Genomic DNA, 24,955 nt, shown 5'->3' with positions numbered 1-24,955 from the left:
AAGTCATGTCGTTGAAAAACTGCTGTTATCCAGCTTTCATAATCGGAGTAGGACGTTCTGCGCCAAGATTGCAGATACCTTCCTCAACACCATAGAGTTCAATCAGGTCCGCGTTGCTGATCCCGCAGGCCTTACCGTCATAGACAATTTCTCCGTCCCGCAAAGCAATAATGCGGTCGCAGCGTGTTGTTGCCACTTCAAACTGATGCAGGGAGACAACTACTGTTGTCCCATCTTGATTATTGATATCGCAGAGCAGGTTCATGACCCGATCAGAGGAAGCGGGATCCAGAGAAGCAATTGGTTCATCTGCAAGTATGAGCTTGGCCTCCTGGGTCAACGCTCTGGCGATGGCGCCACGCTGCTGCTGTCCCCCAGAGAGAGTTGAAGAACGTTGGTGGGCATAGTCCACCATATTGACCCGTTCAAGAGCCTGCAGAGCCTTAATTCTTTCCGCTTTGGGGAAGAGCTTGAATATCCCCTTCCATGAAGGATTATGGGCCAGTCGACCGATCAGAACATTGGTCAGCAAAGAGAGCCGACCGACCAGATTAAACTGCTGAAAAATAATCCCGACATCTTTGCGTAATGAACGATAACTTGAGGTTCTTCTATGTCCTAATTGTGTCGGTTCAGAAAAGATTTTGATGTGTTTACTGGTGTGGTCCATGGTTTCAAGACCTGCGATCGAACGGATCAAGGTTGATTTTCCCGAACCTGAAGCGCCGATCAGGCCGACCATTTCTCCTGTCTGGATCTTGAGATTGATATTTTTAAGAACTTGATTCTTGCCAAAAGTTTTGTTCAAACCTTCAATATCGATGACCATGTCCATAGCGCTGTCCTTTAGTGATCTTGTTTTCGGATTCAATCTCTAACAAACTTGGACAGGCTAATTTTCAAAGTTTAGGTTTTAGTTAGGGGCCGGTTATCGTTTGATGAATATGCATTCAGATCTTTTTAATCTGAGACACAATTCCATGAGCAAAGGCTTACAAAACGTGATGGGTGAACAGCAGAGCAATCTGCTCCATAAGTGTTAATGACTTTCCCAGGAAATTTGACCATCGGCACCTGCGTCTTCAACTCTGTCCACACAGGTTTGTTTAGATCCGGATTTTGTGCCTGCCCATTGAAAAAGTGGTCTTAATTTATCCCCTTCCACATCATTTCTTAACATTCCCTCTTGATGATTCAATAAATCCATCTTAAAGGAGCCAGCCTTGAGTCAAAAATCTTACCTTCTCGACACCAATGTTTTGTTGCATGACGCTAATTCAATTTTATCTTTTCAGGATAACGAGGTCATTCTTCCCCTTCCGGTGATTGAAGAACTGGATCGGTTTAAAAAAGATGGCAATGAGAATGGCCGCAATGCCCGACAAGTTTCGCGAGAACTCGATCGTCTCCGGCAAATCGGCGTATTGACCAATGGTGGCGTTGCGTTGGAGAACGGCGGACTGTTGCGGGTTGTGGTCACCAGCAACGGCTGTCTTGATCAGCTTCCACATGAGCTTCGTTCGCCAACGGCAGATCATCAGATTCTGGCTTTGGCCATTCAGGAACAGCATCGTTGTGATGGGCCAGTGATTCTTGTCACCAAAGATATCAATCTACGGATTAAAGCGCATGCGGTTGGACTTCAGGCTGAGGATTATGAAACGGACAAGATCTCTCTTGACGATCTCTATTCCGGAACAGCCCAGCTGGATTTGACCAGTGAACAAATAGATCGGTTCTTCCAAAAACAACAACTCGGCACCATTGAGCAAACTTTTCCGCCGCACATTTGTTTAAATATCAGAGCGTTGGATAACCTGCAACAGAAGGCTGTCGGTCGTTTCGATCCCAAACAGCAGGCCATCCTCCCACTGCGTGGTGGTCCGCAGGATGGCTATTGGGGAATTGCTGCACGCAATCTGGAACAGAAATTTGCCCTCGAACTGCTCTCTCATCCTGATATTCATCTGGTTACCCTGGTCGGCCGGGCTGGAACCGGGAAAACACTGTTGGCATTAGCTGCCGGTCTACAATCTGTAACCGAGTCGAGCCTTTATTCAAAGCTGCTTGTCTCCCGGCCGGTATTCCCGATGGGGCGTGACCTTGGATTTCTCCCTGGAGATGTTGAAGAGAAGCTGGCCCCATGGATGCAACCGATTAATGACAATCTTGACCTGTTGTTCAGTGATGGTGGTATGCGCAGAAAACAGCAGCGTCATGAAGAGTTGAAAGAGATGGGGATTATTTCGGTTGAACCGTTAACCTATATCCGTGGTCGATCAATCCCGCGACAATACTTGATTGTCGATGAAGCGCAGAACCTGACCCCTCATGAAGTCAAAACCATCATCACCAGAGCCGGGGAGGGGAGCAAGATTGTTCTCACTGGCGACCCTGAACAGATTGACAATCCTTATGTCGATGCCTCCAGTAACGGACTGACCTATGTTGTCGAACGTTTTCGGGAGAGCCCTCTTGCCGGGCATATTCTCCTGAATCGGGGAGAACGATCTCCACTGGCAGCTGCCGCCAGCGAACTATTGTAGCAAAGGTACTGTTTTATGCAGGAAGTAACCGTGACCAGTTGGGCCCATTTACAGGATGAGTTGTTTGAAGATGCCTGGAACAGTGAGTTGGGAAGATTCCGTTCTCGATACGCCTTTCGTGGCCTTTCTGATAGCCATTATCAGCTCGAAACGACGTTAATCCGGCTTGGTGGGAATTATGCCCCCCTTGAGCCTCACCTGCTGAGGAACTTTAAAAAACATGCTCGCCGCAGTGTTGTGGAGCAGGATTCAATCTGGCACTGGTTATCCGTAGCACAACACTATGGATTACCAACAAGATTGCTTGACTGGACCTATTCTCCCTATGTTGCGCTCCATTTTGCCACAGCTAACATCACCCTATTTGATCAGGATGGTGTCATCTGGGCGGTGAATTACCTCAAAACCCACCAGTTGTTACCACGACAATTGCGTAAAAAGTTGGACGAAGAAGGAGCCAATGTTTTCACGGTAGAGATGCTATCAGCAGCCGTCTCCAGTCTGCAGGAATTGATGCGTGTGGGGCGGGATGATTTTGCGCTGTTTTTTGAACCCCCTTCGATTGATGATCGCATCACGAACCAGTTCGGTTTTTTTTCTGTGATGCCGGATTCTACCTGTTCACTGAATCAGTGGCTTGCCCAGCATCCTCATCTCTGGCGACGCATCATCATCCCCAGCTCTCTGAAGTGGGAAATTCGTGACAAACTTGATCAGGCCAATATTACCGAGAGGGTTTTGTTCCCCGGCTTAGATGGGCTCAGTTTATGGTTGAAACGCCAATATAGTCCGAAGAGTGAACGTCCGGCACTCTGTTTTGCGGGGGAGGTCGAAAGGTCGGCATGAACAGGTGCTGTTGTCTGAATCGATTAGTCCTCCATTCCTAAAGCTCTTTTCGAAGGTAACCGTTGTGGACGTCATTTTTTTTAATATTCTGCCGCTGATGGTGACTTTTTTTCTGGGTGTGACCCTGAAGAGATGTGGTGTCTTTGCGCAAAACGACGCGCAACATTTTCTCAAACTGTTTTTCTATGTTTCCCTCCCTGCATTGATACTCCTTTCAGTGACAAATCTGACATTCGATCCCCAATGGCTTTTCTTACCGTTAAGCGCCATCATCATTATTTTCAGCACCTATTTGATCGCTTCTGGCTATGCGAAAGCCCGGTATCTACACAAGCAGACCTTTGCTGTTTTTTTGCTCGGCGCCATGATCATGAATGGGGGATTTTCGTTCCCATTTATCCTGGCCAGCTATGGTCAACAGGGGATGGCATTAGCGTCTTTGTTTGATACTGGTGGCGCATTAATTGTTTTCACCTTCGTTTACTACCAAGCCTGCCGTTATGGTCAAGATGGCACGGGCGGTATGCTCCTGTTGCGTAAATTTTTTCTATCGCCGCCGCTACTTGCTTTGTTTACCGCACTGGTTCTCAACTTTACCGGTTTGCAAATCGGTGCCACTGGAATCGCCTATTTGAAGCCTTTAGCGGATCTGACCACCCCAGTGGTCTTGCTGGCGTTGGGTATCGCTTTCAATCCTCGAATTGTGCAACCGTCCCTACTGTTAACCACATTGTTGATTCGCATGATCATCGGTTTTCTCCTTGGCTATGCTTGTTGCGAACTGTTCCAGCTACAGGGGCTTGCCCGCTCGGTAACACTGATCATGGCATCAGCACCTAGCGGCATGAACACCCTGGTTTTTTCCTCTATGGAAGAACTGGATACCGCGTTTGCCGCAAGCGTCGTCTCTTACGCTACGTTGTTGGGGATGCTTTGGACCCCGTTCCTCATCTATATGCAGAGGTGATGTTTGATGATATCAACCACCTCTCCCTTGCCTCCTCCAGGATGACTGATGACGAAAACACCAATTGCTGAAGTGAATAAAACTGCAACAAAAACGGATCTGTTCATTATTGACGGCTCGGCACCTTTTTTTGCCCCATTTGTTGATGGAACCCGTAAAAACTGGTCCAAAGCCCCACTGGAAGAACTCCCTATTCACGGTAAAATTCCGGCAAAAATCACTCATCAAATCTGTGCAGATCTGCGTATCTACTGCCGCCGTGTTCATTCCATCGGTTACAACGCCATCACTTTTGATGATCTGGCACACATCACCCTGTTCGACTTTTATCCATATCTGTTGAGTCGCACGGTTCATTCCTATCAAAAACTGTTCCGACGTGTTTTCAAAATTGCCAAAGAGGAAGGGTTAAAGATTTACGTCACAACCGATATCATGTTTTGCAACCGTTTTATCGAAACTCACACTCAGAGCAAAGATCATCTTTTACGCGAACTTTTTATCGAAGCGTTAGAGCGTCTGTTTGATATGTTTCCTCAGGTGGATGGGGTTGTCACCCGGATCGGGGAACCGGATGGTGTTGATGTGAACTCCGCCTTCAAAAGCCGTTTAGTCATACGGACTGCCAAGCAGTGCAACCGCTGGTTACAGGCAGTCCTGCCGGTCGTGGAATCGCATAAGAAACAGATTATTTTTCGTACCTGGGGGCTGGGGGCCTTTTCGATCGGCGATATTAACTGGAATGCCAACACCCAGAAGCGTGCATTCGCGAATATTCATTCTTCCTCTTTCATTGTCTCACACAAATACGGGGCCGGTGATTTTTTTCGTTATCTGCCTCTCAACGATTTCATTCAGACAGCATCTCACATGCAGATCATCGAACTGCAGGCGCGACGTGAATACGAAGGGTTTGGGGTCTTTCCCGCATATGTCGGGCGGCAGTACGAACAACTTAGAGACCAGCTGGAAAGTTGCCAAACCTTACGTGGTATTTCGGTCTGGTGCCAGACCGGTGGCTGGTCCCATTTTGATAGCTTGACGTTTCTGGAGACGTCTTCACCATGGAACGAACTGAACACTATCACTGCTGTAAGGCTCTTCTCCAGCAACAAAACAGCCGATGAGATACTCGATGAGTTCTGTCAGCAACGTTTTGCGGGAGCCAACCCCGATACGATCGTGGAAATCGTTTCTCTGTTTGACTTATTGATTGATCAGCTGTGGTATTTTGTCCCCTTCGCGCAAACTTCTCTATGGTTCCGACGCTTACGTGTTCCCCCTTTGCTCTGGATTTTTTGGGATACCATCCTCGTCAATCGGGCATTGCGTCTTGTTTTCAAGACCTTTCAGCCAAACGCTAAAGTCTTGCGGCAGAAAGACCGTGAACTGCGAAAAGTATTGCGTCGTCTGGACCAGTTGGTCAAGGAGCTCCCGTCCAAAGAACAGAACTTGCGGTTGGGAATTGATACCTTCACACTGATCATCAACCTGCGCCGCTTTTATCTCGGTTCAGCTGGTAAAAAAAGAGAACGTAAGGTCAAAGAAAAGATCAAAGCCTATCGGCAAAAGTATCCTCGGGGCTTTGCTATCGAATGCGATTTTGCCCCATTTCATATCCGTTGGATCACCAGCGGTCTTCTGTTCAGTTTTTTTATGCGGAAACAGGCGCGCTATCGCTGGCTTGATCGTCTTCTGTTGATTCCACTCACAGGCTGGATGTTCCCCATTATCAAACGTTGGCAACGTCGGCGCATTCCCGATATCGCTGAACGACAGGCTGCGGGACTGGAACTTTTCTTCCGTTAAGAGACTGTTGATGAGATGTATGGTTTCTTTGGCGTAGAGCTTTCACCTTGATTTAGATCGTAGGGAAGGGGGCTCAATGACAAATTCCTAGTAAACCGGATATTCGTGAGGTAGAGCCCGATTGACCTTAATTAGGGGGATGCTCTGTTCTTCTGGATGGAATGTTGTACACTTTAAGTGGAGCCAATTCCAGCCTGTATTGTCGGCGGGGAGAGTCCTTCGGATGTCGTTGGAGACCCTCCGCCGAAGACAGATTCCTATTTTTTAGAAGAGGAGATGGTGGTTATGATGTCAGATCTTCAAAAAGAGCAGCAAATGGGAACAGAGCAGGGTGTGGTCCACGAAACGGTCTATGTTGACCGCTTTATCGATGGCATCCTTGACCCTAACCGGCCCATGCTTGGCCCGGTACGCGATGGTGGTCATATTGTGGCTAATACCGCGCCTGGGTGTTGGGGGCCTATGATTACACCGGAGCTTCGGGGAGGACACGAGGTAACGCAACCAGTGGCGGTGGCTGGGGCAGAAGTAGGTGATGCCATTGCCATCCGCATTAAAGCAATTAACGTCACTTCGCAGGCGACCTCATCAGGTAATGACAAGGTTATGGAAGGGCGGTTTTTAGGCGACCCCTATGTGGCAGGACAATGTCCTGAGTGTGGTACTCTGTATCCAAAAACCATCATCAAGGGTATTGGCCAGACAGCAGTTCGGTGCGCTAAGTGTGGAGCTGATGCCACCCCTTTCAACTTTACCAATGGATACACCATTGCCTTTAACGAAAACCGCACAGTGGGGGTGACCTTACACCAAGAGGCAACAGAAGCCATTGCCAGAGAGTCCTGTCGGTACGCGGCTTTGCCCGAAAACTCCATTCAGAACCCCGGATTGACTTTTGCCCCTCACGATTTAGTCGGTCTGGTGGCTCGAATGCGGCCCTTTATGGGGCAATTAGGGACCACTCCCGGCGTTCCAATTCCAGACTCTCACAACGCCGGCGATTTTGGTGCTTTCCTTGTTGGTGCGCCCCATGAGTATGCACTGACTGCTGAGCAACTTGAACTACGCACCGATGGGCACATGGATATTGACGCTGTGCGTGCCGGCGCTATTTTGATCTGTCCGGTCAAAACACCGGGTGGTGGGGTTTATCTGGGCGATATGCATGCCTTGCAGGGTGATGGTGAAATTGCCGGCCACACCTGCGATGTCTCGGGTACAGTCACCTTGCAGGTTCATCTCCTGAAAGGGTTAAACCTTGACGGACCAATTTTATTCCCTGTCGCTGAGGATCTCCCCTTTCTGGCTCGACCTCTCTCCGATGCAGAGTGGACACAGGCACAAGCGATGGCTAAAACCTGGGGGGTGGAACAACTGGAGAAATCTGCCCCTATCTCGGTGATCGGCACCGGTCCGGATTTGAACGCCGCCACCGACAATGGCCTGAAACGGGCTGCTGAATTATTGAACATGACGGTACCGGAAGTTAAAAATCGGGCGACTATCACTGGTGCTGTTGAGATAGGCCGTCATCCGGGGGTCGTGCAAATTACCTTTAGAGCACCACTAGGTCAGTTAGCGCGCAAAGGGTTGCGACTTTTTATCAGAGACCAATATGGGATTTAAGTCTGCCAAACGATAGCGGGTGACAGCGAGTTACCCGCTATCGTTAAATAGCTGATGGGTTAGGGGGAGAATAGATGACTTGGTACTTTTGTCGAGAACCTTATCTATGGGAGGATGATCCGGGTTTGTTACTTCTTGGTGAATGTGAAATGCACAAGGGTTCCTGGAGTTGCCTCTAGGAACCCTTGGTTGTTTAGCCTTATTTCGTCGTTGCCTTCAGAAATTTATTGTATCTTTCTTGTCCACGAAGGAGTTTGTTTCTTTGCTCATCATCAAATTTCCCCGGCAATGGGAATTCTGAATGATGACAGCTTGAACATGCATTTGGAAGAACATCGAAAGAGGTACACCAGAACATATTCGATGGGTATTTCCAGCTGTCATAGCAAGCGCCATTTTCGTTGATCTTTTGCCAGAACTTGGTTTGTCTGTTTTCCGGGTCAGCATCAGGCTCAGTAAATTGCTTGAGGTAATCGAACTGCTCCAGTGAATCTGTCGGTGTCAGGACATCGAAATGATGAGAGCGGTTATCATAACGGACTGAGCGAACTCGACTCCCGATCATGAACGGCATGTGACAATCGACACAGCTTACATCCATCATTTTGTGTGCTTCCATCTGATGCTCTGCAGTCCCTTTGTCAGTATGGCAATCCAGACAGAGATCGTTGGTCAGCTTCCGGGTTTTTTGGGTGTGCGGGTCATGACACGTTTTGCAGTTTATGCCTGCTTTCCCGTGTTTGGAGCTCGCCAGTTGCATTGCGGATGACTTACCCTGCTGGAAATATTCGGTGCCGGCCCATTGGTAACGGAGAAAGGACGTGTAGTAGTCCTCCAGGTTTTCACCGACATTAAAGTGGTCGCCAGGGCCCAGTGGGTTATCTTCGTCAAAGATGACCGCATTCTCATTGATGTAAGGGTTTAAATGCGGGGCAGTGTAGTTGCTTGAATAGCCTGATTGGTGGCACTGATGGCAATCGTCTGCTTGGTTCTCTTCAGCAAGGTTTTCCGGGTTTACGATGTCTTTTCGATTCAGACTTTTCACGTGTGTCCCACCCGGACCGTGGCACTTTTCGCAACCGATCCTGAATTCAGTAGTGGTCCAAAGGTTATGCTCATCGACAACTCGCCCGATGTCAGGCAGTTCTTCCCAGGATTTGGCATAGAAGCCTGTGACATGACAGTCCGCACAACGGTTTTCATAGCCTAGAAAGTTAATATTGTCCTTTAATTTCTCTTCCGGGAAAAAGGAGCCATCTGGCTGCCAATAGAGGAAATAAAAGAAGTTGCCCCAATGTTCGCCGGTGTTGTCATCTCTCCAGTAGGTAAATGGTAGATAAGAGAGGCTGTTGTTCTCTTCGTCCCAGCTCATGAAGTTGGTTTGAGACTTGTAACCGACAGCATCGATGCGTCTGCTGATATCGCGGGAAGGGTCTTTTGCGTCATGCATCGTGACCCAGTATTTATCGCCCTTCATGAAAGTCGTGATCTTTTGGCCGCTCACCAGAGTCGCGGTTTTCGGCTCTTTTTCTGTGCCCCAGGGAGCTTCAATGCGATGATTTTCTTTGGTATAAAGTTTTCTTAAGACAGTTGCATGGCGAGTATCTTTCCACTCGTCGTAAACAGATTGATGACATTTTGCACATTCATCAGACCCGACAAAATCTCCTCTTAAATTAACTTCTTTATCGGCTTTAGTCGTGGCAGTCGCTGGCAAAGCCAGTGCCAGTAGAGCAATGAACAGAAGCAATACTGGTTTCATAGCTGTCTTCATCTTTTTTCCTCTCGAGCTTTAATTGGGTATGAGTTTCCTTCTGGAGAACTCATTTTGCTGCTTATCTATGCTTAGGCTCCTTTCATCATATAGTCGTCATTCACCTGATCAGTCCTTTGGAACTATGCGAATGATGGGTTGGGAGAAACTACTGTGAACTGAGCAAGTTGAATGCCAATTTGAAGATCTCGTTTAAAGCGCTGAAATTATTCTTTTTAGGCGGGTTTCTAAGCAAAAAACAAATTGTTTCTTGACGCAACCCAGGTTGCATCAAAAGAGTTTTAGCGGGAGCGATGACAGGTGGTAGGGGTGATTAAGCCCCCATGCAACCTGAGTTGCGGGGGTGCAATATGGGTTGACAGGAAGTTAGGTGCTTTCTTGCTCTTTAAATATCTTTAAACCACGCCCCCGTACCGAGCTCAGCTTGCATGGGGTAATATCTCTGCGACCCTTGCCTGCAAACGTGGAACCAGCTCGTTTTCAAACCACGGATTCTTCCGCAACCAGATGTTATTGCGAGGGCTCGGATGGGGGAGCGGCACCAAATGTGGCCAACACCTGTTCCACTCCTTAACGGTCTTTGTCACCGATTTGTCCGAATCGGGGAAATAATATGCCTGTGCATATTGGCCAATAACAAGTGTAAGTTCAAGGCTCGTAAGGTGTCCCACTAGTTTTTCACGCCACGCTGGCGCACACTCTGGTCGTGGTGGAAGGTCGCCGGATTTACCCGTACCGGGGAAACAGAAACCCATTGGCACAATGGCGATGTTGTGCGGGGTATAGAATATCTTGGAGGATACGCCCATCCACTGTCGCAGGCGCTCTCCACTGGCGTCCGCAAAGGGGATGCCAGACTCGTGAGCTTTCCTGCCTGGAGCTTGACTTACGATTAGAATACGGGCTTGCGGATGGTATTGAAAGATCGGACGTGCACCTAACGGCAAATGTTCGGCACAGATTGAACAACGCCGAACGGTTTTGAGTTGTGGCACGATAGCTGTCATAGTCTCAGCTCCTCCACTTTGAGGTCGACAGTGTTCTTGGTTCTTTACTGCTAGTCTGTCGCTAATCACCCTCTCGGTTTCTCTCGCGAACGGCTATCAGAAACAATCTCAATCATACTTCAATATAAGATGACCCGAAAACACGGCACTGCGCCTGGGCTTCTCCTGAGATACAGCCACCAGCATGCGAAGATTGAACAGATTACCCTTAAGCGTCCGACCGTTCTTCTAAATATTTTTTAAGTGCGATGACATTGTTGTGGTCTGCGTCATGCGAACTGTAGAGCAGCGTCACCTTATCCGTTTTTGCTGCTTCAATAATGGGTTGCCATGTGTTTTGATGCTTGTCGAGTTCGTTCCGGTAGCGCTGCTGAAACTCGTCCCACTTGGCTGGATCGTGACGAAACCACTTTCGCAGTTCAGTGCTAGGGGCAACATCTTTGAGCCAGGCGTCCAGTTTCAATGTCTCTTTCTTGATCCCGCGAGGCCAAAGCCGTTCCACCAGAATGCGCTTTCCATCTGTCTGGGCCGGTGGGTCATACACACGTTTGACTTGAATCATAGCCGCCTCCATCTCTATGTAGAGATCTATTTTAAAACTATAAATTTGCCATTGTGAATATTATTTATTATCTGCGTTGATATTGTTAACCCTCTGATAAAGTCCATTGAACATCTCATGGGAGTCGACACTATTTTAGAGTCGCGACATCCACTCTTAAAATAGTGTCGAAAACGGGTTCAATACCAATCGCCAAAGGTGGATTGGTATTGTCCATTTCTATGAGATATTGCCGAATCGATAGCGTTGGTCGTGTAAATCGTTTTGCGAATATAAGATGGATAGGAGGATAGCGGAGTGATTTGGTCCTGAAACTAGACTAAAAATCCTATTGACAGGAAGATATTCAGTTGCCAATACCATTCGATGTCTTTTTCCTTGCTCTGGCACGGCTCTCTGCCAGGAATTGGCAGAGAGCCATAAATTAGATACTTCACTTGGGAATTCTTAAACGACCACTCCACGGATATTTTCACTCAGATTTTTCTGTAAGGTCTGTTCAACAAAAGAGAGGGTTCCAGCGACGTTGCCTGCGCACCCTTTGCATGAACCTTGGTAGCGAATGTGAACGTTGATAATCCCATTTTCCCCGGGTTGGATGTCCTCAAGTTCTATCCCACCACCATCTCTGGCCAGAACCGGTCGGATGTGTTCATCGAGGACAGATTCGATGGCCTTAAACTGCTTGATCACCGAAAGTTTGGCAAATTCAGCAGACAGTGTCCTGTGAGGATTGCGTTCACGTTCAATCTCAGCGCGGACTCTGGCAAGGATGTCGACGATGTAGATATCACGTTTTTCGTGCCCACCAGGCTGAATGCACGATTTGCAAAAGGCTCCAGCTTTGGTGTAATCGGTAATCTCTTGCACGGTCTTCAGATCGTTGATGCGGATAGCATCTTCGATTGTTTGTAACGAGACCCGTGCACATTCACAAACGATGTCGGTTTCTGCCAGGGTTGAGATATCGACATTACGGTAAATCGAGGTGGCGCGCTTAATCACTTCATAGGCCATGACGCTGCAATGCATCTTTTGTGGCGGGACCGCAGCCACATCTTCTTGATCTCGCAGAGCGTGTTCAACTTCAAGATTGGTAATCTTGGCTGCTTCATCGACAGTTCTACCGATGCACATTTCGGCCATCATGTCGGTCGCGGCTATCGCCGTGCCGCAACCAAAAGATTTGAAGGTTGCTTTTTTAATGATGTTGGTTTTTTCGTCGACGATCCAGAAAAGACGAACAGTGTCGCCGCAGGATTCTGCCCCCTCGTCGGCAATCACGAGCCGACCTCCAAGTTTTTGAGCGTCGCTTTCAGTCAATTCTCCGAAGTTGCGTGGGTTGTTCATCCGGTCAGCTACCCTTTGGGAATATTGTTCCCAAAGTTCACCACCGATCAGGTCACTTTTTGCCATGGTTCTTCTCCTGTTATGCGTTAGTTATCTTTGTCATCAGTAGGAGGTAGAGAGTTGCCGTAAGCGTTCAATCGCCTTGTTAGCCACCTCAATGGTGATGTCGATCTCCTTCTCGGTCGTAAAACGGGACAGGCTGAAACGGACACCTGTATGTGCCAATTCTCTGTCGGCACCGATCGCTGTCAGAATCGGGCTTGCCTCCAATGACTCCGAGGCACAGGCGCTACCGGTCGAAGCAGCGATGCCGTTCTGGTTGAGATCCCAGATCATGGATTCCCCTTCAACGCCACGGATACTGACGTATAAGGTGTTAGGTGTGCGTAGTTCTCGCTTGCCAACGACCAGAACATCAGCATTTTTGAGCAGGGCATCTTCAAGCTTATCGCGCAGCCGTCTGACCTCACGATTCTCAAAATCGAGACTGGCATTGGCCAGTTCTATCGCCTTACCCATTGCCACCGTACCAGCGACATTGACCGTACCAGCGCGGTGACCTCCCATCTGTTCACCTCCATGCAATAATGGCGGCAGGTTCAAACCGTCGCGAATATAGAGACCACCGACCCCCTTCGGCCCATGGAATTTGTGAGCACTGAAAGTCAGAAAGTCAACGCGAACTTTTTGGAGGTCGACTTTGACTTTGCCAATCGCCTGAACAGCATCACTGTGCAAATAGACGCCCTGTTCCTTGCAAACTTTGGAAATTTCTTCAATAGGCAGAATAATGCCTGTCTCATTGTTTGCCCACATCACTGAAACCAGTGCGGTCTGATCGGTGATTGCATCTTTGACCATTTTTGCCGTAATCAGGCCATCACGATCAGGCGCAAGATAAGTCACTTTGACGCCATGTCGTTCAAGAAAACGACAGGATTCGCGCACACAGGGATGCTCTAACTGAGTGGTGATAATATGTTTCTTGCGCGTATCCTTGAGGAGATTAAAGTAGAAACCGAGGATGACGGTGTTGTTCCCCTCGGTAGCGCAGGAGTTGATAATAATATCGTCTGCGTCGCTCGCACCGATCCCTGAGTAGAGCTGCTCCATCGCTTGATGCAGGTACGGACGTACCTCAATGCCGAAGAGGTGCAGTGAATTGGGATTGCCGTACATGTGGCAGTAGAAGGGTTCCATGGTATCGCGCACCGCTGGATCGACGATGGTGGTGGCATTGTTGTCAAGATAAATTCGTTCCATAATTCCACTCTGTCTATAGTTAAAGGTGATCACGTGGCAATTGCTGTATACAGTCATACACCGAAAGCCTATTTTTAATCAAAACCTGAATAATTTAACGACATGCCTACACAGGTTAAACCGGTAAAAGCCGCAAGTCAATTACCTGACTGAAATAGTCATTAATTTGTGTGGACGGCAGCCAATTCAAATCAGAGATGTTCACCCGGGGATACAGATCGACTTATATTCATTTTATGCACGATCGAAGTTATCAATTATTGATTATTTTGCATGCCGCCATTATGAGATTACGGTTGGGTTCTGAGCCGTTAAAGTTGCACCTGCGGATATTTGTGATAATGTTTAATTACAACCAAAATGGTTATGTTTTGGGCGGCGAAGGGAGAATGTGACAGATATTTTTTGATGCACAACAGGAGACGACGACAACAATGTGGGGCCGATTGAGCGGATCATGAAAGGACAAGTCATGGATATTCAGAGAGCAATGCTTAATCCGGCGGCAGAGTTTACTAACCCGACTGACGTTTTCCAACAGCAATCTCTGACCCGGGAACAAAAAATCAAGATCCTTCGTCAATGGGAATATGATGCCCGTGAATTGGCTGTTGCAGACGATGAAAACATGCCGGGAGGTCCACCGAACCAGCTGGATGAAATCGTGCAAATTCTTTGTCGTCTCAACGCTGATCGGGTCTCAGAGCCTAAACAACGTGAAAGCTCTTGAATTTGGCAGCCTTCATTGCAACGCATGTGTGCTTATTTTTTTCTGAAATCTCAAAATCCGTCAGTTTTCTCGGGCGGGGAAAGGCGTAGCAAAGTACTGTAGACGCTTTCGGAAAGGAGTAAAAACATGTCAAAAGAATATAGAGACAGATTTTCTCAAGCAGAACAGGAACTCGAAGATAAAAACGCGTTTATCTGTGTGAGCTGCAATAAGAAATACCATAAAGATGAGGCACAGAGACGTCAAATGACCTGTTGCGACCGTCCCTTGAAAGAATTGGCTAAAGAAAGCTTCGGACCTTAAGTGATTGAAAAAAGAGATTAACAACTTCAATAGCTTTAGACCCAAAAGCTGCTGATTTGCTGAGCCAAACGGTATTCACTTGGCTCAGCAGAGACAGGGATTCTGAAAGGGACAGTCAGGGATGATACGCGGGGTTTTGACCTTCATCTCCTGGCGTTGCTGTTTCAAGGTGTTAATGACTTTTATTTGCCACAAAAAGGTTGTGCCTTGAAGTAATCGAAGATGCTCTCAGTCAACTGTTTTGTAATATTGCTGTGGACAAAGTTAGATGGGGTGACGAGTGATCGATTTCTTGCGAGACTGAATCCAGCAACTTTGAATTCTTTCAAATTTCCGGTAGCAAGCTCTTTTGCAACAACGTCTTTGGACAAGAAAGCAATGCCATCTCCATTTGATATTGCATCAATAAGCAGATGTAGGTCGTCGTAGATGATGAGGCGTTCAAAGGATGAAATACTGAGTCCGTTGTTCTGCAGGTTGATTTCGAGCAGTGAACGGGAACAGCAGCCCTCATGACGTCCATAGAGAGTGTGGTGAAGGACGTCGTCAATTTCAATCTCTTCTTCGGATATCTCCAGTTTGGGAGAGGCAACAAAGACCATTTCATCTCCAGGTAAAGAGATGGTCTGGAGCCCTGTCAAATTTAATCCCTCTGTATGTTCAAAAACGGAAAAGCAATAAATTTCACTGTTGAGTCCTGCAATGATCTTTCTCGGTACGTCAAAATGGAAGAGCAAATCAGGTGAGGCTGAGCTTTTGAGCATAAAGTCCCGCATGATTTGAGGTAAGTGGGCGATGCCGAAACTGGGGGTACATGCAAAGGTCAATTTTTCATTTGTCTCAACCGTTGTCAGCCCAGAAATTAACTCTTTTTCCAACTCAAGCATCTGTACCGCTTTATCAGCCACGATTTTTCCTGCTGCCGTAAGCTCAACTCCCGTCCCAGAACGATCCAATAAAACTTGTCCAAATTGATCTTCCAACAATTTGATGCGCCTTGAGATTGCGGGTTGTGAAACATGGAGAATCTCTGATGCGCGCGTTATATTTCCATATTTACCAACCACGATAAGGGTCTTAAGGTAATTCGATTCCATGACGTATTTCCCCAAGAAGAACAGGACGATATGCACAAAACGCATGATCATCATGCGAAGTATTGATTATATTTTTACCCCATAAAGCGCTTTACTAGCAAATCAAATCGAAGCAAGTTGAGGATGGTCCTCGACTTTTGTGTTTATGGAGGAAGTATGATGAATAGGATCACAAAGGTGTTGCGGTATCAAAAGTTATTAATAACGCTATCAACTGTGTTGGCCGTTTTGCTGCTCGGTGGTTGTGGAGGTGGTGGTGGTAAGAGTTACACTGACGTTGATGTCAAGTATTACGAAAATGATGACAATGTCAGTGCTTTGCTTGACGCCGCAACCTTAAAGTCATGGGTTGATAATGGTTACAAAACTGCCGATGGTCATCGTGTCGTTATTCTTGATTGTGTCCCGAATACTGCTGGAGCATTTACCTATTCTGATACCGAGAGTTGGTTTGCCGGTGATGCAGATAAAATTCGCACCAACATGGAGGAGCAATATGGCTTGAACGCTCCCCAGTATAAAATGATTGCGGGTTTGGAAGCTGCTGGAGTTCTCGGGCATATTCCCGGAGCTCTTCCCAGCGTCTCGCATGAAGGGTATGAGGTCACACCACGAAACGACGGTCCTGTTCTGGCAGACCATGAAGTGGGAACAGGGTCTTTGATTGATCAGATGCTGTGTCGTCTCGGAATTACCAAGGATGATGTTATTGTTATGACCACTTCGCGTCAGGACTATCCCGGATTCTGCTCTTCACGACTGTGGTGGACACTCCGTTATTGGGGCTTTGCCAAAGAAAAAATCAGAGTTCTCGATGGTGGCAACCGTGCCTATGCCCTCTATATGAAAGCTAACTTCCCAGCTGAGGAGCCTCTGGCTCAAGGGGTTGTGACCTTGGCGAATGTCACGCCATCAAATTTCAGTGTGACCGAGCTGCCGAAACGTTTCTTTGATGTCCGTATCAGCATTGGTGAATTGATCGATCAGGTTGATAGCGGTCGCACTTCATTGGCCGATGACGATGCGAACAAAGTTGTTGTCCTTGATGCCCGTCAGCCGCCGACACCATTCTATTTTACTGATGCCGATGCGAACGGAGCTCCTGATATCTTTGAAGTTGCCGGATATACTTACGATGACACCACCCAGTTGTTCACTGGTGATTTAACCTTAAGTGAACTTCTCTTTCAAGAGATTGACCCGGCGACAACGACCCCGCGTATTCCTGTTTTCAATATGGCGAATCCGCTGCCGTTTGACCCAGCAGATGGTGCTGCTTGGATCAAATATCAATGGAAGGATGATGCTGATCCGAGCAAAGGCATGTTGGTTCTCCCTTTAGGGGCCAAACCCGCAGCGTTTGAAGGGAAGGTGAAAGGGGCCAAGTTGGTCAAAAATGGCAGCCCCCAATGGAACGTAACAGTTCCCGTGGTGACTGAAGCTTATCTCCCTGGGGCGATGCCTTCAACGAAATATGCCGAAAAGCAAACCCTGTTGAACGCTTTTGCTGCGGCAGGAATTGATGGTAGCAAGCCAATCATTATTTATTGTAACTCTGGCGCTTTGGCCTCTGTCTATGCCTTTGCTTTGCAAGAGATCTGTGGCTTTGAAGATGTTCGTACCTACGATGGTTCTTGGAATGAATGGGCAGTTTTAACCGCCTACGAACCTGCCGACGAAACCTATATTAAAAACAATCACTATACAACATTCCCTGCGTACCCAGTTGGTATCCCCAGCGCAGTCATTTTCGCCGCCCGAAACAATTACTTTCAGTGGGATGACACCGAAAACTGGTTTGTGGATGCGGCGACCGGAGTGTCTGTTGGCAGTGCCATTAAACTCGGTGGTGCCCTCTCTGGGAATCCCGCTTGGGATACCGTCAGCCGTTCGGAAAATGTCATGTTCCGGGCGACAAAGGTCCTTAATGATAATGGTGCAAATACCGCAGACAATAACTCCGACAGCTTCTTGGAAAAGAAAACCTATGTTTCTGGAGTCAACTGGCCATCAGTAGAAACCTATCCTGACTATGATGGCTTTGGGGATGAGGTGAGATATGAAGATGAGGACTATAATGGCTCATCCTCAACAACCAGTGGTGGCGAAGCCCCAACAGCCTTCACCCCGACCGGTGGTGGTTGCTAATCAAGATTGTATGGATCTTTTACTCCGCTATACATGCCTATGGCGGAGTGAAATCTAAAATAAGGAGAAATTCGTATGACATTATATAAAAAAGCCGCATTGCTCTGCACCTTTGCCGTAGGCTTCTGCCTGCTGGCAAGTAGCGCCTTCGCCGGCCCCATCTGGTCCTTTGGTGATGAAGATCAAGGGCTGTTGAAGCTGGACTATAAAGGTCAATTCCAACTGGTCAATCAAGACAATGGTGATGACGATTCACTGGAATTCAACTTCCGTCGTAACCGTATTGCTTTGATGGGTGCTTATGGTGAAAGCTTTGGTTTGTATGTGCAGACCGAATACACTGAAGACAACGACTACAGCTCCTCCGATGGCGATAGATTCCAACTGCTGGACGCTGTTCTCCGCTTCAAATTCAATAACAGCTTGAACCTGTGGATGGGTAAGTTCAAATACAACCTCACCCGGGAAAATCTTGAAGCCTGTGAAATGCCACTGACGCTGGATCGTTCCAGTATGATCCGCGCACCTTTTGTCAGCACCCGTGATAAAGGGATCGCCGTCTGGGGTAACCTGGCTAATGACATGATCCAGTATCGGGTTGACGCGATGAATGGTAATGACTCAGAAGTTGATTCCAACCTCCGTTATTCCGCTCGTGTCCATGTCAGCCTCCTTGATCCAGAAAAAGGGTATGGCTACAAAGGGACTTACATGGGACAGAAAAAAGTTCTTACCTTTGGTGCTGCGTACCAGATGGAAAATGATGTTGCTTACTCGAATTCTGTTTTAAGTAAGGCTGTTGATTATAGCGCCTGGACCGTTGATGCCTTCTTCGAGTATCCCATCGAAGGGATGGGCGCCATCACTCTTTCCGCCGCCTATGTTGATTATGATCTGGATGATGCCTATCAAGGAGCCAATCCAGACGCAGGTGTAACAGGGATGACCGGTGAGAAAAACGGTGGTTATGTTAAAGCCGGTTACATGCTTCCTAACCTGCCACTACAATTCTTCGGTCGTTCAGAGAGCTGGTCCTTTGCCGATCTGTATGGCGTGATGGATCATGAAGTTGAATTGCTCGGTCTCGGACTCAATTACTATGTCCGTGGTCAAAACCTGAAAGTCACCGTTGAGTACACCAACTGCGATTATGACAGTAGCTCTACAGTTGAAGATTCTGACACTGTCGTTGCTCAAGTCCAGGTGATCTTCTAAACCGCTAACCGTCCAACCGCCTCCCTGGAAAATCACTTTCAGGGAGGTATTTTTATACTCATCAACCAAAGGGGAATAAGATGAAAAAAACACTCGCACTCATTGCCGCACTTGCCTTCGTCATCAGTATCTCAGGCACCACCTTTGCCGCTGATTTCAAAGGAAAAGTGACCAAGGTCAAAGGAAAAACCGTGACCATCCAGATCACCAAAGGGAAAGCCTCCAAGCTCAAAGTAGGAACCAAGGTAGAAATTGAAGCTGACGAGTCAAAAGGTGCACCTAAAAAAGGTGGCGGAAGCATGCTGCAAGGTTGCTAATTTATTGCAAATAGTTGTGTTGCATCCACGCCGTTTGCTCTTCAGGGATGGCGGACATTAAACCTATCCATATCAACAGCGGAGGTGTTTTATGCTCAGAATTATTACCCCTGTATGGCTGATCCTTTTCGTTGTATTGACCCTTTGTTCTCCGGTATTTGCTATTGAATTGGTTGACTCTTCTTGGGTTGCAGAAAACATCCACAAAGCAAAAACCATAATCGTCGATGTGCAAAGTCAATCTGACTATTATGCGATAGCGCATCTGCCTGGGGCCGTTAAAGTCAACCGACATGCTGACCTGAGCGATTACACTCAGGAGCCGCCAACATTGTACCCTTCACCTGAACAATTTAAACAAGTTCTTGATCGCCTAGGTATCGAGAATGATTCAACGGTTATCGCTTACGATGATAAGTTCGGCCTTTTTGCCAGTCGCTTTCTCGTGATTATGGAAATGTATGGGCATGATACCCAGCAGTTAATGTTATTGGACGGGGGGATCGATAACTGGGAACAGGAGGGCAGAGAAGAGAGTACGGCTAGCGTCCAATTACCAGCGTCAGACTATACCATAGTCGATAACAGGGCTGGGATTCGTTTAGCTTGGAGTGACATCTATCGGGATAAGCTGGCAAAGAACCTTGACGCTATCATTCTGTTGGATGTTCGCCCGGAAAATGAATACCTGGGGCAGAAAATCCGTGGGATCCGGGGGGGACATATTCCCGGAGCAATCAACATCACAGGGACCAAGGCTAATGATTCAGAAACACAGAAATTCCTCAGTCTGAAGGAGATTGCCACGCTTTATGCTGACAATGGGATCACTGCAGAGAGTCCTGTCTATCTGTATTGTCATAGTGGTGATCGTGCTGCCCATGCTTATATGCAGTTGCGGTATTTGTTGGGTTATAAAAATGTCAGAATTTACGACGGGGGGTGGAATGCCTGGAGTTCGAAGTTGTTTTTACCTGCTCAAGACACTCATTGGTTGTGGGAACAATAAATAACCAATCTATGGGGCCCGATTACCAATATGGGAGTTATTTCCCATGATGTTGTTATCATGTTGGGTTTTTCTTATGACTCCAGGTCAACTGACTCAATGACGTGGAATGGCAACAAAGATAGAGAAAAAAATTGACAACAATTGATCTCCTTGGCTATATTACCAAATAGCCAAGGAGATCAACGTGATGAAATTTAAGTTTGAAAATTATTCCCCATCCCGCGCCCAAGTTCTTAAATCAATGGCTCGTCCCACACACTTGTTTATTATGCAAGAATTGAAAAAATGATTGGGGTATTAACCATCCGCCTAATAACTTACAAAGGAGAAACAGGATGCACTCGTTTGAAGAATATTATGCAACAGGATTGAAATTTCATGGTCATAAATGTCCCGCTATGCCGATGGGTTTACGTGCCGGACTTGCGGCAATGAAGGCGCTCGGCGTAGAACGTTCACAAGACAAAGAGTTGCGAGTTTTAGCCGAAACCGGAGACGGTCATGCCGCCGGTTGTTTTGTTGATGGCATCATGACGGCAACCGGGTGCACTTATGGTAAATCTAACATCGAAAAACTTTATTATAACAAGATGGCGTTCACTCTGATTGATGTCAAAACTGGCCGTTCCGTGAGGGTGTCACTTAAGAATGAAGTCTTCAGCCAGGCGTTGAAATCTCCCTTTATTGAACAACGCAAGGCTGGTGTCCTTCCACAGAATATTCCGGCTGAGATCACCAATCCTGTGATTGAAAAAATATTTAAAATTCCTGAAGAAATGCTGCTTAATATCGGTGAAATCGAGCAGGTTGAATTGCTTGGGGCAAAAGGGGTTTTTACCGCTGAACCCTGTGCCATATGTGGTGAACTTACATTTACGAATAAATTACAGGATACTGATGCCGGACGTGTCTGTATTCCTTGTGCAAAATAGAGGACACTCATGGCCGAACATCACCACCATAAATATTGATCCCCGGGGGGCAACAATGTGCATCATATTCATCTGTGGCAGGGCGATGACCACGATACCCTTTTGAGTGATACCGTAACCTTTGCCAATCCGATAGAGCGGTGTTTGCATAAGAAGTTTATTATCAACCATGTCTCCCCCTGCAGTTTGAACCCGGGAGTTATATCACTGGGAATCAAGGCAGCTAACCGGGCGAAAAATTCTTTGTCAGGGAGTTGGTTGTTTGACCAGGCATAGTTTATGGAAACTGAAATATTCAATCAACTCATCATCTCGCTGCTCGCTTTTGTTTTGAGCTTTATCTTTGCTCTTGGCGGTGTTGGTTCTGCCATTGCATTGGTGCCCGCACTCGATTGGTTCGGGGTGCCGTTACTGGTCGCTAAGCCGACTGGGTTGTTGGTCAATACTCTGAGCATGACTGGGGCAAGTGTCAATAATATCCGCGCTCACCGGCTTGACTTTCGGCTTGGCGTGCCGATTATCGTTAGTTCATTTCTGTTTGCTCCGCTCGGTGCCTGGTCGAACCATTGGGTGCCGAAATCGGCGGTGTTGGCGGTCTTCACCCTGTTCCTGCTTTTTTCTGGGGTGATGCTGGTCTTCTTTCGCGCCAATAAGTTTGAAAACCAGTTTCGGGAGGATCGGCCGTTTCTGGTTCCGGCGTTGATCGGTGTTGTTGCCGGTTACCTGTCGGGTTTGCTCGGCGTCGGCGGTGGCGGATTGATTGCTCCGTTGATGATTATGTTTGGTTTTAACCCGAAGAAGGTTGCAGTGATTACTGCCTTTGTGGTCCCTTTTTCCTCTCTGAGCGGACTGGTGGCCTATCTGGCTATGGGGCATAGCGATCTATTGCTGATGTTCCCAGTGGCGATCGCCGCTTACTTTGGCGGAAGCCTTGGTACCAAGGTTATGCACGCGCAACTCAAACCAGGAACGATCAAGAAATTTCTTGGTGGCTTGTTACTGTTGCTGGCTCTGAAAATGGGACTGCAATTGTTTGGTTAGGACGAAACATTGGCTTTTGGTCCGGAAATTCATCGCTTCAGAAACCTGGATTCGATTCTTGATATCAATACAACCCCCCTTGCACAATGAAGAGGGGGCCATTCTTTTGACCACACAACTCCACGCATTTACTTAACTTATTGGCTGAACAAGAAATGGCAGATCTTTAGATGTCAAAAAGCCTTGTCGTGCAAAAAAAGTGGTAAAGTTTAAATCATAGGAGGAAGATTTATGCAGCTGGTGAACGTATTTTTTTCGGGACTGACACATTGGTCAAAGGGGTGTGGTGATGAACGGTGAACGTAGGCAAAATTTCAGTGCAACACATGGAGAGATAGACACCGAAGCTGACAATCAGCCGCTGGAGGAAGTCGTGATCTGGAAGGAGCGATATCTCCGTCTGCTTGCTGACTTGGAGAACATTAAAAAGCGGTTGGCACGGAATGCGGCTCAAGATATTCATCTGCAACAGGAAGCCTTGCTGAAAGATATTCTTCCTGTCGCTGATGGTCTGAGTCTTGCCTTACGGCATACCTCAGCCGAAGAGGACAGCCGGGGGATCTTACAGGGGCTCGAGTTGAATCTGAATCTTTTAGAGAAGTTTTTCACGAAATACAATGTCGAAGAGATCGAGGCTTTGGGACAGCCCTTCGATCCGAGTCTGCACGAAAGTATCGGTATGGTTCAATATCCAGGGGTTCTCCCCAACACTGTGGTGCGGGTGGAACAGAAAGGCTATCTGCACGATGGTAAGTTGTTACGCCCGGCGCAGGTGCTTATTGCGTCACGTTGACTCGACAACTTTTGATCGTTGGTGAGCCCTGTTGTGTTTAGACGATTAATCCTGTCCTAATGTGAGTAGATGAGGACCGTATGGAGTACAAAGATTACTACAAAATATTGGGTGTTGACCGCAAAAGCAGCACTCAAGAAATTAAAAAAGCGTACCGCAAACTCGCCCGCAAGTACCACCCCGATGTGACCTCAGATGACAATGTTGCCGCAGGTAAATTTCAAGATCTCAACGAGGCTAATGAAGTTTTGTCCGATCCTGAAAAACGCAAGGAGTACGATCGCCTTGGCTCACAATGGCAACAGTATCAACACAGCGGAGGAAAACCCGAGGATTTCAATTGGGGTGCAAGAGCGGCTGCTGATCAGCAGAATTATGGTTATAGAACGGTGAAGCCAGAGGAATTTGAAGAGCTGTTTGGAGCTGGTGGTCATTATTCCGATTTTTTCACCAATCTGTTTGGTGGTGCTGATCGGCATCAGAGTCATGATGGCGCGGGGGATCAGCGCTTCTATCGTCAGCCACGTCCACGTCACGGTGAAGATCTTGAGCATTCTTTGCAAGTCAGTCTCCATGAGGCCTTCTCCGGGACTCAGCGGGTTCTGGAGTGGGAGGGTGGCCGTAAGATCGATGTCAAAATTCCCCCTGGAGTCAATACCGGGTCTCGGGTCAGGCTTAAAGGGCAGGGCGCTATGGGGTCTGCTGGGGGAGAGGCGGGGGATCTGTTTCTGACGATCGAGGTCTTGCCTGATAAGCGTTTTTTACGCGACAAGGATGATCTGAAACTCACGGTTCCTGCTGATCTATTTATCCTGTTATTAGGCGGCAAACTTGCGGTCCCTGGTATCGACCGCGTAGTGAATCTGCCTATTCCGCCGGGGACCCGTAATGGGAGGGTTTTCCGGTTGCGTGGATTGGGGATGCCTAAACTCAAACATCCAAAGCAACGTGGTGATCTCTATGTCACAGTAGAAGCTGTTTTGCCAGAAAAGCTGACAGCTAAAGAAAAGGCCCTGGTCGAAGAATGGAAATCCATACACTAAATAAATGGTTTGTGTGCCGTTGGACGATTGCCGTCCATCTGGCGAGGAGAATGCCATGAAGAAATATCCACTTTCTGTTTTTTGCACTGACTCCGAAATTCACTTTGAATATCGGATAGTCGCCCAGCTGACAAGAGTCACAGAAGAGTTCATCTTGCAATGCGAGCACGAAGAGCTGGTTACGGCACATCCTATGTTGCATGGAGCAAAGGGTTTGAACCCTGCGGACGTCAGTAAAATTAAACTTATTCGCTATCTGCATCAAGATATGGGACTGTCCTTGGAGGCTGTAGATTTTGTGCTCCGCTATCGGGAGCGTGTCAAGACGATGGAACAGCAGCTTAATGACATGAAGCAACAACTCCGCCAAAAAGAATTGGACCACCAAGCTGAAATCTTAACGCTTTGTCGCCGCTTGGCTCAGTAGGATCATGACTTTGGTGTGGAAACAACAAAGGATTGGTTAACACGGCAACACCTGACATTTCGAATGACGCTCTTGAGTGTCCTGATCGGTATCACCGGTGCCTTAATACCCTCGATCTTCTATTGTGTCCGTCATGTTTCCGCTGCA

General features: G+C 47.5%; 23 protein-coding genes. 16 read left to right on the top strand and 7 right to left on the bottom strand.

What is annotated here, in order from left to right; all coding sequences use genetic code 11:
- Nucleotides 1-25: 25 nt before the first annotated feature.
- Nucleotides 26-835: a phosphonate ABC transporter ATP-binding protein gene (gene phnC / locus BLU87_RS08440; protein WP_092346730.1), complete on the bottom strand. Its 810-nt coding sequence runs from the start codon at nucleotides 833-835 to the stop codon at nucleotides 26-28.
- A 388-nt stretch (nucleotides 836-1,223) separates the two neighbouring features.
- Between phnC and BLU87_RS08435 the strand changes: the two genes are divergently transcribed.
- From BLU87_RS08435 to BLU87_RS08415, 5 genes are all read left to right on the top strand, one after another.
- A complete protein-coding gene (locus BLU87_RS08435) occupies nucleotides 1,224-2,546 on the top strand; it encodes a PhoH family protein (RefSeq protein ID WP_092346727.1) in 1,323 nt (440 codons plus the stop codon).
- Between the two features lie 15 nt (nucleotides 2,547-2,561).
- Nucleotides 2,562-3,392: an FRG domain-containing protein gene (locus BLU87_RS08430; protein WP_092346724.1), complete on the top strand. Its 831-nt coding sequence runs from the start codon at nucleotides 2,562-2,564 to the stop codon at nucleotides 3,390-3,392.
- 64 nt (nucleotides 3,393-3,456) lie between these two features.
- Nucleotides 3,457-4,359: an AEC family transporter gene (locus BLU87_RS08425; RefSeq protein WP_092346721.1), complete on the top strand. Its 903-nt coding sequence runs from the start codon at nucleotides 3,457-3,459 to the stop codon at nucleotides 4,357-4,359.
- Between the two features lie 48 nt (nucleotides 4,360-4,407).
- Nucleotides 4,408-6,168, top strand: coding sequence for a hypothetical protein (locus BLU87_RS08420; RefSeq protein WP_092346718.1), 1,761 nt, complete (start codon nucleotides 4,408-4,410; stop codon nucleotides 6,166-6,168).
- Nucleotides 6,169-6,453: 285 nt separating this feature from the next.
- Entirely contained in the window at nucleotides 6,454-7,794 is a 1,341-nt protein-coding gene (locus BLU87_RS08415; protein WP_217637461.1) for an acetamidase/formamidase family protein, read from the top strand.
- 199 nt (nucleotides 7,795-7,993) lie between these two features.
- Here BLU87_RS08415 and BLU87_RS08410 read toward each other — a convergent pair whose 3' ends face one another.
- The 5 genes from BLU87_RS08410 to BLU87_RS08390 all read right to left on the bottom strand — a co-directional run bounded on the left by BLU87_RS08410 (nucleotide 7,994) and on the right by BLU87_RS08390 (nucleotide 13,750).
- Nucleotides 7,994-9,556 carry a multiheme c-type cytochrome gene (locus BLU87_RS08410; protein WP_175498312.1) on the bottom strand — a complete coding sequence of 521 codons (1,563 nt, stop codon included), beginning with the start codon at nucleotides 9,554-9,556 and terminating at the stop codon, nucleotides 7,994-7,996.
- A gap of 431 nt (nucleotides 9,557-9,987) precedes the next feature.
- Entirely contained in the window at nucleotides 9,988-10,575 is a 588-nt protein-coding gene (locus BLU87_RS08405) for a uracil-DNA glycosylase family protein (protein WP_092346712.1), read from the bottom strand.
- A gap of 208 nt (nucleotides 10,576-10,783) precedes the next feature.
- Complete coding sequence (locus BLU87_RS08400) at nucleotides 10,784-11,137, bottom strand: DUF488 domain-containing protein (RefSeq protein ID WP_092346709.1); 354 nt, start codon at nucleotides 11,135-11,137, stop codon at nucleotides 10,784-10,786.
- Nucleotides 11,138-11,584: 447 nt separating this feature from the next.
- Nucleotides 11,585-12,553: an iron-sulfur cluster assembly scaffold protein gene (locus BLU87_RS08395; RefSeq protein ID WP_092346706.1), complete on the bottom strand. Its 969-nt coding sequence runs from the start codon at nucleotides 12,551-12,553 to the stop codon at nucleotides 11,585-11,587.
- Between the two features lie 36 nt (nucleotides 12,554-12,589).
- Nucleotides 12,590-13,750: a NifS family cysteine desulfurase gene (locus BLU87_RS08390; RefSeq protein WP_092346703.1), complete on the bottom strand. Its 1,161-nt coding sequence runs from the start codon at nucleotides 13,748-13,750 to the stop codon at nucleotides 12,590-12,592.
- A 472-nt stretch (nucleotides 13,751-14,222) separates the two neighbouring features.
- Between BLU87_RS08390 and BLU87_RS08385 the strand changes: the two genes are divergently transcribed.
- Nucleotides 14,223-14,480 (top strand): hypothetical protein, encoded by a 258-nt coding sequence (locus BLU87_RS08385; RefSeq protein ID WP_092347052.1) that lies wholly within the window; start codon nucleotides 14,223-14,225, stop codon nucleotides 14,478-14,480.
- Nucleotides 14,481-14,606: 126 nt separating this feature from the next.
- Nucleotides 14,607-14,783, top strand: a complete 177-nt coding sequence (locus tag BLU87_RS17290) for a hypothetical protein (RefSeq protein ID WP_175498311.1) — start codon at nucleotides 14,607-14,609, stop codon at nucleotides 14,781-14,783.
- Between the two features lie 182 nt (nucleotides 14,784-14,965).
- Here BLU87_RS17290 and BLU87_RS08380 read toward each other — a convergent pair whose 3' ends face one another.
- Nucleotides 14,966-15,880 (bottom strand): LysR family transcriptional regulator, encoded by a 915-nt coding sequence (locus tag BLU87_RS08380; protein WP_175498310.1) that lies wholly within the window; start codon nucleotides 15,878-15,880, stop codon nucleotides 14,966-14,968.
- A gap of 156 nt (nucleotides 15,881-16,036) precedes the next feature.
- On the opposite strand from BLU87_RS08380, the gene BLU87_RS08375 reads away from it, so the two are divergent.
- The 9 genes from BLU87_RS08375 (at nucleotide 16,037) to BLU87_RS08335 (ending at nucleotide 24,808) form a co-directional block, all read left to right on the top strand.
- Complete coding sequence (locus BLU87_RS08375; protein ID WP_175498309.1) at nucleotides 16,037-18,028, top strand: sulfurtransferase; 1,992 nt, start codon at nucleotides 16,037-16,039, stop codon at nucleotides 18,026-18,028.
- Between the two features lie 75 nt (nucleotides 18,029-18,103).
- Nucleotides 18,104-19,243, top strand: coding sequence for a selenite/tellurite reduction operon porin ExtI (gene extI, locus BLU87_RS08370; protein ID WP_092346694.1), 1,140 nt, complete (start codon nucleotides 18,104-18,106; stop codon nucleotides 19,241-19,243).
- Between the two features lie 80 nt (nucleotides 19,244-19,323).
- Nucleotides 19,324-19,560, top strand: a complete 237-nt coding sequence (gene extJ / locus BLU87_RS08365; protein ID WP_092346691.1) for a selenite/tellurite reduction operon protein ExtJ — start codon at nucleotides 19,324-19,326, stop codon at nucleotides 19,558-19,560.
- Nucleotides 19,561-19,651: 91 nt separating this feature from the next.
- On the top strand, nucleotides 19,652-20,569 hold the full coding sequence (locus BLU87_RS08360; RefSeq protein WP_092346688.1) for a sulfurtransferase: 918 nt from the start codon (nucleotides 19,652-19,654) through the stop codon (nucleotides 20,567-20,569).
- 338 nt (nucleotides 20,570-20,907) lie between these two features.
- Nucleotides 20,908-21,504: an FmdE family protein gene (locus BLU87_RS08355; protein ID WP_092346685.1), complete on the top strand. Its 597-nt coding sequence runs from the start codon at nucleotides 20,908-20,910 to the stop codon at nucleotides 21,502-21,504.
- A 279-nt stretch (nucleotides 21,505-21,783) separates the two neighbouring features.
- On the top strand, nucleotides 21,784-22,545 hold the full coding sequence (locus BLU87_RS08350; RefSeq protein ID WP_092346682.1) for a sulfite exporter TauE/SafE family protein: 762 nt from the start codon (nucleotides 21,784-21,786) through the stop codon (nucleotides 22,543-22,545).
- Nucleotides 22,546-22,834: 289 nt separating this feature from the next.
- Nucleotides 22,835-23,338, top strand: coding sequence for a nucleotide exchange factor GrpE (locus tag BLU87_RS08345; RefSeq protein ID WP_092346680.1), 504 nt, complete (start codon nucleotides 22,835-22,837; stop codon nucleotides 23,336-23,338).
- Nucleotides 23,339-23,418: 80 nt separating this feature from the next.
- A complete protein-coding gene (locus tag BLU87_RS08340; protein ID WP_092346677.1) occupies nucleotides 23,419-24,381 on the top strand; it encodes a DnaJ C-terminal domain-containing protein in 963 nt (320 codons plus the stop codon).
- Between the two features lie 55 nt (nucleotides 24,382-24,436).
- Nucleotides 24,437-24,808, top strand: coding sequence for a chaperone modulator CbpM (locus tag BLU87_RS08335; RefSeq protein ID WP_175498308.1), 372 nt, complete (start codon nucleotides 24,437-24,439; stop codon nucleotides 24,806-24,808).
- Nucleotides 24,809-24,955: the final 147 nt, after the last annotated feature.

Source organism: Desulfuromusa kysingii (assembly GCF_900107645.1).
Classification (GTDB): Bacteria; Desulfobacterota; Desulfuromonadia; order Desulfuromonadales; family Geopsychrobacteraceae; genus Desulfuromusa; species Desulfuromusa kysingii.
The sequence above is the reverse complement of the archived record's forward strand: the minus strand, read 5'-3'. Positions and strand labels throughout refer to the sequence as shown.

Excerpts from the sequence above, each read along its gene's own strand:
- phnC (WP_092346730.1), bottom strand. The coding sequence starts at position 835 with ATGGACATGGTCATCGATATTGAAGGTTTGAACAAAACTTTTGGCAAG.
- BLU87_RS08430 (WP_092346724.1), top strand. The coding sequence starts at position 2,562 with ATGCAGGAAGTAACCGTGACCAGTTGGGCCCATTTACAGGATGAGTTG.
- BLU87_RS08420 (WP_092346718.1), top strand. The coding sequence starts at position 4,408 with ATGACGAAAACACCAATTGCTGAAGTGAATAAAACTGCAACAAAAACG.
- BLU87_RS08415 (WP_217637461.1), top strand. The coding sequence starts at position 6,454 with ATGATGTCAGATCTTCAAAAAGAGCAGCAAATGGGAACAGAGCAGGGT.
- BLU87_RS08410 (WP_175498312.1), bottom strand. The coding sequence starts at position 9,556 with ATGAAACCAGTATTGCTTCTGTTCATTGCTCTACTGGCACTGGCTTTG.
- BLU87_RS08405 (WP_092346712.1), bottom strand. The coding sequence starts at position 10,575 with ATGACAGCTATCGTGCCACAACTCAAAACCGTTCGGCGTTGTTCAATC.
- BLU87_RS08400 (WP_092346709.1), bottom strand. The coding sequence starts at position 11,137 with ATGATTCAAGTCAAACGTGTGTATGACCCACCGGCCCAGACAGATGGA.
- BLU87_RS08395 (WP_092346706.1), bottom strand. The coding sequence starts at position 12,553 with ATGGCAAAAAGTGACCTGATCGGTGGTGAACTTTGGGAACAATATTCC.
- BLU87_RS08390 (WP_092346703.1), bottom strand. The coding sequence starts at position 13,750 with ATGGAACGAATTTATCTTGACAACAATGCCACCACCATCGTCGATCCA.
- BLU87_RS08385 (WP_092347052.1), top strand. The coding sequence starts at position 14,223 with ATGGATATTCAGAGAGCAATGCTTAATCCGGCGGCAGAGTTTACTAAC.
- BLU87_RS17290 (WP_175498311.1), top strand. The coding sequence starts at position 14,607 with ATGTCAAAAGAATATAGAGACAGATTTTCTCAAGCAGAACAGGAACTC.
- BLU87_RS08380 (WP_175498310.1), bottom strand. The coding sequence starts at position 15,880 with ATGGAATCGAATTACCTTAAGACCCTTATCGTGGTTGGTAAATATGGA.
- BLU87_RS08375 (WP_175498309.1), top strand. The coding sequence starts at position 16,037 with ATGATGAATAGGATCACAAAGGTGTTGCGGTATCAAAAGTTATTAATA.
- extI (WP_092346694.1), top strand. The coding sequence starts at position 18,104 with ATGACATTATATAAAAAAGCCGCATTGCTCTGCACCTTTGCCGTAGGC.
- extJ (WP_092346691.1), top strand. The coding sequence starts at position 19,324 with ATGAAAAAAACACTCGCACTCATTGCCGCACTTGCCTTCGTCATCAGT.
- BLU87_RS08360 (WP_092346688.1), top strand. The coding sequence starts at position 19,652 with ATGCTCAGAATTATTACCCCTGTATGGCTGATCCTTTTCGTTGTATTG.
- BLU87_RS08355 (WP_092346685.1), top strand. The coding sequence starts at position 20,908 with ATGCACTCGTTTGAAGAATATTATGCAACAGGATTGAAATTTCATGGT.
- BLU87_RS08350 (WP_092346682.1), top strand. The coding sequence starts at position 21,784 with ATGGAAACTGAAATATTCAATCAACTCATCATCTCGCTGCTCGCTTTT.
- BLU87_RS08345 (WP_092346680.1), top strand. The coding sequence starts at position 22,835 with ATGAACGGTGAACGTAGGCAAAATTTCAGTGCAACACATGGAGAGATA.
- BLU87_RS08340 (WP_092346677.1), top strand. The coding sequence starts at position 23,419 with ATGGAGTACAAAGATTACTACAAAATATTGGGTGTTGACCGCAAAAGC.
- BLU87_RS08335 (WP_175498308.1), top strand. The coding sequence starts at position 24,437 with ATGAAGAAATATCCACTTTCTGTTTTTTGCACTGACTCCGAAATTCAC.